Source organism: Liquorilactobacillus mali KCTC 3596 = DSM 20444 (assembly GCF_000260415.1).
Lineage (GTDB): Bacteria > Bacillota > Bacilli > Lactobacillales > Lactobacillaceae > Liquorilactobacillus > Liquorilactobacillus mali.
Genome location: NZ_BACP01000045.1, coordinates 1 through 12,672 on the forward strand (window position 1 = coordinate 1; position 12,672 = coordinate 12,672).

A 12,672-nucleotide genomic window follows, 5' to 3' on the forward strand; every position below is an offset into this window, starting at 1 on the left:
CCATACATTTTGATTATCCTTTCTATAGGGGTATTGTTTTTGAAAGTGCTGGCTGCAACCGGTGCTTTTTTATTTTTAATTATACCAAAAGAGCTTCACCAGAAAAATCATTACTTTCTCTGGTGAAGTTCTTTAACTTAGGGACTTATGGCACAGCCCCTTATTTATAATGGATGAATTCCTAATTCTTGAATGAAAATTTGCTAACTTGCAGCTGATGGCGTACCAAGGCTGAACCGTAAATAAGTGCCTCAATCATTGTAATAAAGAATGTAACTGGCCAATTTGTTATATATGAAAAGTACAGACCTGCCCAAATTCCAACGAGCGAAAAAATAGTTGATAGAAAAATCATCTTCCAAAGTGATGCCGTATAGAATTTTGCGGAAGAAGCAGGGATCGTCAATAAAACAAATATTAATAAAGAACCAATAATTTGTGAAGTTACACTGATCGTGAGAGCCAACAAGCCCAAGAAAACGATAGAAGTCAGTAAGTTAAGATGTTGATTGTATTGGGAACCTGTCACGTCGAAAGAATTATAAGCCAATTGTCTAAATAACAAAGCTATAACTATCAAAATCAATAGACTTAATGCTACTAGTGAATAAAGGTTACCGATGTTAATCCCAACAATACTCCCAAATAAGATATTAGTTGCGTAACTGGATTGCTTACTTGAGAGAGAAAGAAATAGAATACCCAAGCCGATAAAAATCCCTGAGAAGAGACTAATTGAAGTTTCACGTCTACTAAGTCGATCACCTGAAATACCGATGAACAGAGCACTTGCCATTGTGAAGATAATCATACCGAGCAGTGGACTGATACCCAGAAAGATTCCGAAGGCAGCACCTGAAAAACCGATTTCAGAGAGAGTATGCGTGAAGAAGGAAGTTTGGCGTGCAACGACAAAAGTCCCCATTACTCCACAGATTAAGGAGATAAAAATTCCTGCAATAAAAGCATAGCGCATAAAATCAAATTGCAGCATTATTCTTTATGCTCCTTTCTGATAAGTTCTGCTTGCAGATGGGATAAGTGAAGTTCATAATCCGCATACTTCTCTATTAGTTCAGGATCGTGCGTAATGAATAAAACTGTAATGTCTTGTTCTGTTAATAGAGAACGAATTAAAGCAAGCAATTCATTCTTTGTACTCGTATCAAGACTTGCAGTTGACTCATCCAATATTAATAAGTTAGGTTCGGCACATAAAGCTTGTGCTAAAAATGCACGCTGCTTTTCGCCACCTGAAGCTGCTCCCAATGGATGATTCGCAATCGTAGTAAGATGTGTTTTTTGGATAATATCTTGCAGCAGCTTTTTCTCAGACTTAGTGTGCCACAATAAATTAGACTGATGAAGTCCAAGCCCAACAAAATCATGTACACTCAAGGGAAATTCATCATCAATGTTACGCAGCTGAGGCACATATTGTGTCCTAGCACGAGTGGTATTAATGATGATTCGATCGTCTTTTGTCTTGAAACTTTGTAGAATATGCTTCACTAAAGTTGTTTTACCAACTCCATTTTCACCGGTCATGCAGGTTAACTTATGAGCAGGAATGGTAAAACTTAGATTTTTAAATAGTTGTTTTCCTGGAACCTGGATATCCAGACTCCTGACTTCCATCATTGAATTCATACTATATTAACTCTCGCTTTTTTGAATATTTAGGACTTGTTGGTATTGGCCTTTCATCCAATTAAAGTAATCCTTGTTCTTTGGAAGAGTCTCTGTAACACTGACTACTGGGACGTCATACTTCTTGCATAATGCTACTAGATTCTTTACGACCTTATCACTTGCTTGTGTATTTTGAACAAAGAATGCAATCTTATGATTTTTAATATCATTTTGCATATTCTTAATATCGCTAGGTGATGGATCTGTTCCCTTTTCAACAGAGTTAGAAAAATGTACATTATTAACTTTGTATCCCATATCTTGTAATGCGTAATCAAAGACTGGTTCGCTAACATCAACAAGTTTGTTATCACTGTTCTTTTTGATTTGGCTAATCATCGTGTTTAACTTGGAAAGACTATTTGCATATTTTTTTGCGTTCTTCAAATATTCTTCTTTGTTTTTAGAATCGATTTTACCAAAACGTTTTGCCAAGTATTCGGCAACAGCAGGCATTGTCTTACTATTATACCAAAGATGTTCGTTATCTCCATCTTTTTTATTCATAATATCCTCACCAACTGCAATTTTCTTGGCACCAGACAATTTTTTTGCCCAAGAATCGTAACCAATACCATTATAAAGCAATATGTCACTATTAGAAACAGTCTTGGCTGTCTTGGTAGTCGGTTCAAAATCATGTGGATCAATATTTGGATTGTTAATAATAGATGTAACTGAACCATGATTTCCAAGGACTGCTTTTGCAACTTCGCCATAAAAATCAGTTGTAGCAACAACCGAAATTCCTTTCGATTTTTTTTGAGTATTTGCCGAACATCCGGCAAGAATTAAAATTAAAGATAAAAGTAAGAAAAGATAGTTCTTTTTCTTCATAATCGATATCCCCCAGTTTATTATGTAATTTTTAATAGTAATAATTACAATTTAGAATGTTATCTAATTAAGATGCAACTGTCAAGGCTGTTTATTATCATAGTAGTAAGCATTACTATTATCTAAAATTAAAAAAGCACACATATTAGGGAAGATTACTTCTGAATTACCATTTAAATTTTATTATAAATTTCCATTCCATTCGTCAATAAATTCTTCCAGAAAATTTAACATAAATACCTGTCGTCCTTCGGCGATCTCTTTTGCAGTAGTGGTGTTCATCAAGTCTTTTAAGTTAAGCAGTTTTTCATAAAAGTGATTGATAATTGTTTCCTTTGAGAGATTACGATACTCAATTTTATCTTTTAATATTCTAGGTTTAATTGTAGGATCATATATTACCTGTGAATGTTTTCCTCCATAATATATGGCACGTAGCGTGCCAATAGCTCCAATCGCATCTAGTCGATCTGCATCTTGTACTATTTTTCCAGAAATGGATAATACAGGTGGATTTGGTTTTAAAGAGGAGCTAAATGATAGATTTTTTGTAATATACATTATTTCAGAGATTTCGTTATCTGAAAAGTCGCTGTCTTTTAAAAAGTCGATAGTTTTAACATTCTGTGTAGCAGGATCTCTTACCAATTTATCATCTGCTACATCGTGAAGATAAGCAGCAGAAATTGCTATTAAAGAATTTCCAGGTTCGCTTTTAAGTATTTTTTTTGTCATATTAACAACGCGCAAAATGTGGTCAAACCCGTGCCCCGTTTTATCAGAACCCATCTGTTCTAGGGAAAAGTGATGAACCTTCGCAATTTTATCAGATAAATTCATAACTAAATTACCTTCCTTTCAATCTCAGTAATGATTATAGCAAATAATTCAGAGAGTATCTCATCCATGAATGTATTTTTAAATAGGAAGATAAAATATGTTGAACGTTCATTAGTTGTGATATAAAAATTTAAGAGTAAAAAAAGTCAGAAAATGCTGTATAGAGCATTTTTCTTTTTTTAATTTTTTTACATGGTAGAATTCCTAACAAGGAGCTATTACTCGAATCTAAATTAGATGCTTGATCCGAGCGTTTTGGTAACTCCTGAACTTTAGAAAGGTGTGACCTATATAACGTAAAGTATAGAAGGGAGGTAGCTGTTTTCAGTATGGAAACAGCGAATTATATGAAAGTATTAATAGCATTAGAGAATGTTGTGATGGATGGCGTTAAGAGAGCTGCAACGGTTTTAGGTAATACCTTGAGTGAAGAGATGGATGTTGCATTTTACTCGCTAAGCAAGGGAGAACCGTATTATGAGCTGAAGGCGCCCATGATAACAGCTAAGCGTCCGGTATCCAGTGAAATTTTAAACTTTTTTGGAGAGAATCCGTATGATGAATACGCCAACCAGATTGCTGATCTGTGTGAGTATATAGATGAAGAAGATTATGGATGTGTGATTTTGCCTGCGGGATTGCTTACGAGCTTTGCCCCATTTATTAAAGAAAACACACCAAATGTGAATGTGATTGCGTGGATGCACAATAACTTTAACACCTATGTAACACAGTACTATGGGGGAATGCTTAAGGAATTCAGACAAGGATTAGAGTCTGCTGATACTGTAGTTGTGTTAACGGATTCTGATTATGAGAATTACCGCCAGTTTAATCAGCAGACAGTCAAAATCTACAATCCGCTTACCCTAGTTCCAGAAAAAACGGCCAATCTGAACAGTCATGTTATTGCATTTACTGGTAGAATTGCGATTCAGCATAAAGGCATCGACTTATTATTGAAAGTTGCTAAGTCACTTAAAGATGACTGGAAGATCGCAATTGCAGGTAAAGGCACACCTGAGGATATGGCGATATTTACAGATTTGATCAGAGAATTCGATGTTGCTGATAAAATCATTTATCGTGGTGCTCTTAAGGACCATGAGCTGCAGAAACATTATGAAGAAGCTTCAATTTTTGTTTCAACTTCAAGGTGGGAAGGAATGCCACTTGTTATGGGTGAAGCAATGGGCTTCGGTTTACCAATTGTGGCAATGGAAAATACAGGGTCAGCAGAGTACCTTCGAGAGAATCGTTATGGTATTATGACTAAGCCACAAGATGTTGATGATATGGTTCGAGTCCTAGATAAGATGACAACCAGTCGTTTTCTGAGACGGTATTATTCTGAGCGTTCTCTTGAACGAATCAAGCACTTTGCACCAAAGGCAGTAGCAGATCGATGGATACCTGTCATTGCTGAGACAAAAAGAGAACTAGTATAAAATATTTAATTGAAAAGAGAGTAGTAGAAGTGAAAACGAGCGAGCTTGATAAGTTAAGCCAATAAAAAAGTTGAGATCAGAAAAATCGGTCCCAACTTTTTTATTGGCTTAAAGATGAATCATTTTAGAAAGAGTTGATATGCGTTACGACAATCTTCCGAGTTATTATTCATATAAACAATACCAGAATAAATAAACCCAATTTTTTTAATTAGATGGCGCATCCGCGTATTTCTTTCATGAGTATCAATTCTAATCTGATCGAAACCAAGTGAACAAGAGATTGAAATTAAATGATTTATGAATGTTTCTGCCAAGTGCTGTCCATGAAAATGAGAGGAAACTGCAATTCGATGGATAGTAGCATAGTGTGTATCTTCAGTGTTGAACCATTTACCAGCAGTAATTTTCTGATAATTATTGTCGGGCTCTTGCAAAAGTGCAGCAAAGCCAGCCACTTCTTGTCCTACGATTAGTACATAGCTTATTTTTTTAGCAATATCATCTAACAAAGTTTCTTTGCTGGGATAACCATTTTGCCATTGTGGAATGTCTTCAGAAGCAAGCAGCTGTTGCGCTTCTTTTACGATGACAAGCATTTTAGAGACATCATCTTGGGTTGCTAAGCGAATATAAGTTAGAGCCAAATTTCCACTTCCTTTTCTAGAATGAAGCAATTGCATCTGTAAGTAATTGGATAAATTGTTGTCGCCTAATTGCGGTTAATACATGAACATTTTGAGGGAGATTTAGTAAGTTAAATCGATCGACAACCGTTTCACCGCGTGTCAATGTTCCAGCTACTTCAACATCGACATGGTAATCTGCTCCTTCAAAGTATTCAGGATGTTGGAGCCAAGCAATTGTGCAAGGATCATGAAGAGGAATTCCTTTGAAGCCCAGTTTGTCTTGCCCGTAATAAATACCATAGAAGTCTAGTTGACCAACTATACTGCGGGCAACTTCGTTATGGATTTTGCGAATATTTTCCACTTCATCTTGGTAAATTTGTGCTTGATGAGTTAAATTTAACCCAGCCATAACAAGAGGAATTCCCGAATTTATAACAATTTTTGCGGATTCAGGATCAACGGCAATGTTGAATTCCGAGCTAGGCGTATAATTTCCAGTATTCATAGCACCGCCCATGAATACAATCTGTTCAATTTTTGTTTTTAATTGCGGATAAATTTGCAAAAAGAGGGCGATATTAGTCATTGGACCAGTCACAACTAGAGTAACTGGGTCTATAGAGGAGTTGAGTGTTTCTGCAATTAGTTGAACCGCAGGAATATTTACCGGCGCAAAATCAGGCTCCGGTAGTACTGCACCATCAAGTCCAGTTTTACCATGGACGTTTTCTGCAATTATCAAGTCTTGTATTAGCGGTTTTTCATTGCCACCAGCAACTGGGATATCATTTTGTTTTAGTAAAGTTAACATTCGCATTGCATTATTAAGTGTTTTATCAGGAGTCTGGTTTCCAGCTGACGTCGTTACTGCTAAAATATCAAGTTCAGGAGCTGCAACTGCCATGACAAGCGCCAAAGCATCGTCGTGTCCCGGATCACAATCGATAATAATCTTCTTCATAAAAAATCCTCCTCTAAAACAACTATGTAAGATGTATTGTATACAATTATATCTTGAAATAACACCTTTTTTTTGAAATGAATGAAAAAATAAGTTAATAATCATTTTTATAGTATCTTGATACGTATCTAGCTATAGATTGTCAAACAAAGATTAAGAATAGTATGCAAACGAAATGATAGCAAAATTTAAATAAATAGGCTAAACTTATTTCAGTATTTGAAAGGAGAATTATTCGAATGGGAAAGAAAAATTTTGATTTAAAAGATGCTCTCGTAATTGGTGGCGTGGCAGGAATTGTATCAGGATTTGTTAAATTAGGGTGGGAAAATTTGTTGCCACCTAGAACTCCAGAAAGAGACGCAACAAATCCACCACAGACTTTTATGCAGCAATTAGGCATTCCAAAGTTTGTTACACATGCTACTTATACTTACTCAGGACATGAGATGCCATGGGCGAGTTTCATTATTCATTTTGGCTTTTCAGCAACTTTTGGAATGGTTTATAGTGTTGCAGGCCATTATGTGCCAGTAATTAAAGCAGGACAAGGAACCTTGTTTGGCTTGGGAGTTTGGGCCGCAACACATGTTGGGTTAATGCCAGCAATGGGAACAGTTCCAGCTGCAAAAGACCAGCCTATGGAAGAACATGTATCTGAGGTACTGGGACATATGGCATGGATGTGGGTCAACCATATAGTAATTGAAGAATTGAATAATCAGGAACAAAAATAAAAATTGATATTAATTTGGAACTAAAAGAGTGATCTAAGTCGTTGAAGTTAGAATGATAATTTTGACTTGTGGAACATGTTTATCCAGAATCAATAAAAGGACTAGGTTAAAACTTAACTTTTGATTCAACTACAGTCCTATAAATAAAGGGGGAAATCCCGTTAGTGGAAAAGAATAAATGGCAAACAAAATGGCCTGAAAGAATTAGTTATGGGTTGAGTGATGCTGCCGATAATCTTGTTTTTCAGGTAATGACAACATATCTTCTTTATTTTTATACAGATGTTTATGGTTTAAATTCAGGAGCAGTAGCAGTTTTATTTATTGTTGCGCGAATTGCTGATGTAATTGGAAGCATCATTGTAGGTATTATGATTGATAATACGCGTTCAAGATTTGGGAAAAGCAGGCCTTTCTTTTTGTGGTATGCAGTGCCCTATGTTGCTTTTGCAATTTTAACATTTGCGACACCAAACTTTTCTGAGCAAGGTAAATTGATTTGGGCATATGTTACTTATCTCGGCTTAGGATTTTTTTACACGACAGTTAATTCACCAATAACATCGGTATTACCGACGATGACACAGAATTCACGGGAAATAACTTTGCTGGGAGTTATTCGTCAATTTGGAGGAAGTACTGGACAGATCATTGTTTCTGTGTTCACAGTTCCTCTTGTAGCGCTTTTTGGAAGTGGGAACGAAAGAGTAGGATTTTTATGGACAATTATTTTATTTGGAATTATTTCACTAATCCTGATTCTAAATACTTTCTTTCAGATTCGTGAGCGATTCACGGTTAAGGAGATCGCCCACCAACCATTATCGAAAGTGGTGGGGATGTTAAAGAAAAATACTCCATGGATTGTCCTATCTGTAGTCATATTACTTTTTTGGTTAGTTACAGGTATTAAGAACCAGACGACAATTTACTATTTTAAATATGTATGGAATAATGCCGACTTGGTTCCATGGGCAAGCAGTTTTACTTTTTCATCGCTGATTGGCGTAATCCTGTTAATCAGATTAACTATTAAGCATGATAAGAAAAAAGTAATGACTCTAGGCATGATTACCGCATTAATCGGACAAGTTATTTTAGCTGGTGGTGTATATTTAAGTAGTTTGATTGTTATTTTTGGCGGCATTCTCATTAACTCTATCGGTAATGGGATTATTGTTGGGCTGGTCTCAATTATGATTGCGGATACGATTCGCTATGGTGTAGTGCTAGGAATACAAGCAGAAGGTGTGCTTTCCTCCGCCAATATATTGGGTGTTAATTTAGGCCTCGGATTGAGTGGCCTAATTACTGCCAGTTTGTTTGATGTTGCCGGGTATGTGCCAAATGCTAAGCAGAACTTAGCAACTTTAAAGATGATAAATATGAATTATGTTTGGATACCGCTCATTATCTATACTTTAATGATTGTTGTTTTACATTTTTACAATGAGAGCAAGTTGCAAGCAGAGATTAATTCTGATAATTAAGAATACTTAAAGTGAGTAGTAGATGGGGTCAGGTCAAAAGTTAACTTTTGACCTGGCTTTTCTATTTTAATTCTCAATTCCGGATAAACGTGATCCCTAAGCCAAAATGTTCTGTCTAACCTCAAAATGTTCATAATTTCGCTTTAGTACTCAAATTTTATCGACTTGTCATACTTTCATTTTTATAGAGAAGATTTTATGAGAGAAAGCACACAAGCTGGATAATTGCTAATAGTTTTTTTCTATGTTATTTTGTAAGTAACAAGTTGTGCTCTTAAAAAATACAGGAGGTAATCTTATATGAAATACGGAGTTACTGCAGCAACAGGTAAGTTTGGTAAGAAGGCAGTCGAATATTTGACTGAATTGGTTAATAAGGAAGATATTGTAGCATTTGCTCGTAATACAAAGAAGGCTGAAAAAACTTTACCCTCTGGAATTGAAATCCGTAAAGCAGACTATACCGATGAAAAAGGGCTGGAAGAGGCATTTACTGGTATTAGCCGACTACTCTTTATTTCATCGATTCCGGGCAAAAGCTATCCGCGTGACAAGCAGCATCTGAATGTTGTACAAGCAGCTCAAAATGCAGGAGTAAGCTTTGTTGCGTATACAAGCTTTCCACATGCAGATCGGGCTAAGAGTCCTTTAGCAGCAGATCATAAAATTACGGAAAAAGCGTTGACTGATAGTGGACTAAGACATGCTTTCTTAAGAAATAACTGGTATTTGGAGAATGAAACTGATCTTATAAAAGGAGCTTTCGCAGGTCATCCTTTCCAATATTCAGCTGGTGATGGGCGTGTTGGATGGGCACTTGAACGAGAATATGCAGAAGCAGCGGCAAAAGTTTTGGTAACAGAAGTTCCGAAGATGGTGTATGAATTTGCTGGTAACTCACTTTCCTTTGTCGATCTTGCTAAGGCGATTGCTAGTATTTCTAAGAGGCAGTTCAAAGTCGAGTCCTTGTCTGATGATGAGTATCGAACTGAATTGAATAGGGCCGGATTAGGGAAAACTGCCGATGTTGTCTTAATGATTCAAAATTTGATTAAGGATGGTGAACTTACAGAGAATGATCGAGATTTGGCCGATGTTCTAGGCAGGGAACCAACCTCCTTAAAGGAAGCTTTGTTAGAAATATAATGTTTTCCTAGCATGAGAGAGAGGGATAATATGAAGTATTCTCATAAATTAAGTGATGCTGTGCATATCATGGCATATATTGAGATATGTAAAGGACAAATTTTATCAAGTAGTGAAATTGCTAAAAGTATTAATTCTAATCCAAGTCTTGTAAGAAGATTGATGATGTATCTGACTCGTGATGGGCTCTTGATAACACAAAAGGGGATAGCGCAGCCGATTTTGGCTAGAGATAGTGATGAGATTTCCTTATTTGATATCTATAGTGCGATTACAGATGAACACAACTTACTTCATGTGGATGATAAGACTAATCCGGATTGTCTTGTTGGCGGGAATATTCAGAGTGTTTTAGAGAGTGAATATTCTAAAGTGCAGAATGCGGCAGAATCAGAAATGAAGAAAATTTCATTAAAGGGTATAATAGATGGAATTTTAGTGAGACAAGGTGTTTCTGTAGGCAAATAGGGATGCGAGATATCTCAATAAGTCATATGGTACAAAATAGACGAGATGTTTGGACTCTATATATGAATAATGAAGGGACAGGGCTAAAATAAAATTTTGGTTCTGTCTCTTTAAGTTGTCTAGTGGTAATTTAAATTATTATACATGATAGAAAATAATCTTTTATATATAGGTGGTTAATTGGTATTTTACACAATTAATTCTCAATTGAAGGATTAAAAAGGCAAGAAAAAGGCCGATAAATCAATATATGTGTGTTATTTTTAGCCACAATAAGAGAGTTGACGGAGGCTTTTTATGAAAAACAAAACAAGCATTGGAACTATTATGGCTGCTGTTTTGATAGTTGCAGTTATGATTCCCGCACTTGTAATTACTACAAGTTCTTATATCCAGACGAAAAACCTTTTAATTTCTAGGAACGATATTAGTAAAAAAAGTGCAACAAATGTTTTAATAACATCTAAACAAAATCTGCAGGCAAAGGTTGAACAGGAACTTAAGAATTTAGCTTATCTGCAAATTTTTAAATCAAAGTTCAATGATGAAAATATCAATCATACTTTGAAGGCAATAAAGAGTGGAAACGGTGATATTAAAAAAATTACTTTTGCAAGCTCAAAAAGCAGTAAAAGTATTTTAAACAAGGGATGGTATAAAGGAGGTTTAAAAAATAGCGGTGGTATTTATTGGACAGCTCCATATAAAGACAGTGAAGGTGATTACATTGCGACAGCTTCAATTTCAATACATAATAATGAAGGACAATCTGGGGTTTTGGCAATGGATACATCGTATACAGGAATACAAAACACAGCGATGGGAATCAAGGTTGGAAGAACAGGGAGCGCAACTCTAATATCTAATTCGGGGCGTGTGGTAGCAACCAATGATATAAGTAAAAGTGATGGCTTACAACTTGGTCAAAATATTAACAAAACTGAGCTTTATAAGAAGATAAAGCAGTCAAAAAAAATGCGTGGTACCCTTTCTATTAAGGGCTCTAACAAAATAGATGAGATTTACTTTGACAAAGTAACTTCGGATAGCTCTACATGGGTTTTTTCTAAAGTTGGCAAGGCTGATTTAAATAAGGAACTGAATTCGCTAATAATGACAGCAATTTGGGTTATCGCTATTACACTAGTTATTGTAGTTATATTTTCATTAATCGTAAGTAAAATGATGTCAATATTGGTTAAACAGCTTAGTGAATACTTTATTAAGGCTGGTCGGGGGGAGCTTACGATAATAAGTCCTAAAGCTGCAAAGAATTCTAGTTGGCTAAACAGAATTGTTCATAGAATTTTAAAGCCAAATGAAAAAGGTAATGAAATCAGTAGAATTACTGCGTTATATAACAAAATGATTACCTCGATTAGTGAACTTATTGATCAGGTCAAGGAAGAGACAAGAATAGTTGCCCAAAAGTCTAGTTTACTTATGGGATTGGGAAATCAAACTAATAAAGCAACAGAAGAAGTTGCTCAAACAATAACGGGAATAGCTGAAGTTACAGGGGTTCAAGCTCAGGAAACTGAGAATAGTGTTACAAAATTACAGAAGCTTTCGCATATTACTAATGGATTGAGTGGAAATGTCGAGCAAATGACTAAAGACTCCAAAGAAGCTGCGAAGCTGAATGAGGATAATATTAAGGTTTCAAAAGACGTTGAACAAAATTGGAAGAATGAATTGGATAAAATGGAGAAATTGAACCAAACAGTTGATAGCCTTGATGAAAATATTCAAAATATTAATAAAATAATTAGTGTTATAAACGGGGTTTCACACCAAACCAATTTGTTGGCACTGAATGCGTCAATAGAGGCAGCTAGTGTTGGTGAAGAAGGAAAAGGTTTTGCTGTAGTGGCAACAGAAATTCGAAAACTTTCGGAAAAAACAAAGAATTCGACTAAAGAAATTGAAGAAATAATTCAAAAAATTACAAAACAATCTGCTGATATGGTAAGTCAAACAGCAGCTTCTGTTGCTGGTGGACAAAAACAAACCGAATTAATTGAGAATGCAATTGATTCCTCTCAAGAAGTGTTTAAAAAAAGTAGTAAATTATTGGGGAAAATTATTGAAGTTGAAGAATACAGTAAAAAGATTAAAGAGGTTCAAAAAGATGTGTTGGAAAAATTAGAAGGAGTAGCATCTTCTACGGAGGAAAATGCTGCTGGAACAGAAGAGGTTTCTGCAAATTCTGAAGAGGTTTTGGCAACAATGGTAGAGTTTACAAGGAATATAGCAGATTTGAAAGAAGTTTCCGAGGTATTGGAACATGGAACAGAGAAATTTAAAACGGTGAAGTAAGTCTAAAGAAAATTGTCAAGTGTCATGGGCTTCACTGACAGAAAATTTATAGGACATTTTTAAAGGGGGCTGTGCCATAAGTCCCTAAATTAAAGAGCTTCA

Annotated in this window: 12 protein-coding genes; 6 read left to right on the plus strand and 6 right to left on the minus strand. The window is 35.6% G+C overall.

Annotated features, from left to right (window positions below):
• Positions 1-181: 181 nt before the first annotated feature.
• The 4 genes from GSM_RS07990 to GSM_RS08005 form a co-directional block, all read right to left on the minus strand.
• On the minus strand, positions 182-994 hold the full coding sequence (locus GSM_RS07990; RefSeq protein WP_003687803.1) for a metal ABC transporter permease: 813 nt from the start codon (positions 992-994) through the stop codon (positions 182-184).
• Entirely contained in the window at positions 994-1,650 is a 657-nt protein-coding gene (locus tag GSM_RS07995) for a metal ABC transporter ATP-binding protein (protein WP_003687801.1), read from the minus strand. Before GSM_RS07995 ends, GSM_RS07990 begins: the two co-directional genes overlap by 1 nt.
• A gap of 6 nt (positions 1,651-1,656) precedes the next feature.
• A complete protein-coding gene (locus tag GSM_RS08000) occupies positions 1,657-2,529 on the minus strand; it encodes a metal ABC transporter solute-binding protein (RefSeq protein WP_003687798.1) in 873 nt (290 codons plus the stop codon).
• A gap of 183 nt (positions 2,530-2,712) precedes the next feature.
• On the minus strand, positions 2,713-3,369 hold the full coding sequence (locus GSM_RS08005; RefSeq protein WP_003687797.1) for an HD domain-containing protein: 657 nt from the start codon (positions 3,367-3,369) through the stop codon (positions 2,713-2,715).
• Between the two features lie 347 nt (positions 3,370-3,716).
• Here GSM_RS08005 and GSM_RS08010 point away from each other — a divergent pair, with 347 nt between their 5' ends.
• Positions 3,717-4,817, plus strand: a complete 1,101-nt coding sequence (locus GSM_RS08010; protein WP_029327398.1) for a glycosyltransferase — start codon at positions 3,717-3,719, stop codon at positions 4,815-4,817.
• A gap of 119 nt (positions 4,818-4,936) precedes the next feature.
• Here the strand turns inward: GSM_RS08010 and GSM_RS08015 are convergent, their stop codons facing one another.
• Both GSM_RS08015 and rihA read right to left on the minus strand, forming a co-directional pair.
• Positions 4,937-5,464, minus strand: a complete 528-nt coding sequence (locus GSM_RS08015; RefSeq protein WP_003687794.1) for a GNAT family N-acetyltransferase — start codon at positions 5,462-5,464, stop codon at positions 4,937-4,939.
• A gap of 16 nt (positions 5,465-5,480) precedes the next feature.
• A complete protein-coding gene (gene rihA / locus GSM_RS08020) occupies positions 5,481-6,410 on the minus strand; it encodes a pyrimidine-specific ribonucleoside hydrolase RihA (RefSeq protein WP_003687792.1) in 930 nt (309 codons plus the stop codon).
• A 239-nt stretch (positions 6,411-6,649) separates the two neighbouring features.
• Here rihA and GSM_RS08025 point away from each other — a divergent pair, with 239 nt between their 5' ends.
• From GSM_RS08025 to GSM_RS08045, 5 genes are all read left to right on the plus strand, one after another.
• Entirely contained in the window at positions 6,650-7,147 is a 498-nt protein-coding gene (locus GSM_RS08025) for a DUF1440 domain-containing protein (RefSeq protein ID WP_003687791.1), read from the plus strand.
• Positions 7,148-7,311: 164 nt separating this feature from the next.
• Positions 7,312-8,637 (plus strand): MFS transporter, encoded by a 1,326-nt coding sequence (locus GSM_RS08030; protein ID WP_003687789.1) that lies wholly within the window; start codon positions 7,312-7,314, stop codon positions 8,635-8,637.
• A 300-nt stretch (positions 8,638-8,937) separates the two neighbouring features.
• The gene (locus GSM_RS08035; RefSeq protein WP_003687788.1) at positions 8,938-9,783 is read left to right on the plus strand and encodes an SDR family oxidoreductase; all 846 of its coding nucleotides are present in this window, start codon (positions 8,938-8,940) and stop codon (positions 9,781-9,783) included.
• 30 nt (positions 9,784-9,813) lie between these two features.
• Entirely contained in the window at positions 9,814-10,251 is a 438-nt protein-coding gene (locus tag GSM_RS08040) for an Rrf2 family transcriptional regulator (protein WP_003687785.1), read from the plus strand.
• Positions 10,252-10,548: 297 nt separating this feature from the next.
• Positions 10,549-12,570: a methyl-accepting chemotaxis protein gene (locus tag GSM_RS08045; protein ID WP_010078070.1), complete on the plus strand. Its 2,022-nt coding sequence runs from the start codon at positions 10,549-10,551 to the stop codon at positions 12,568-12,570.
• The last annotated feature ends 102 nt before the right edge of the window (positions 12,571-12,672 follow it).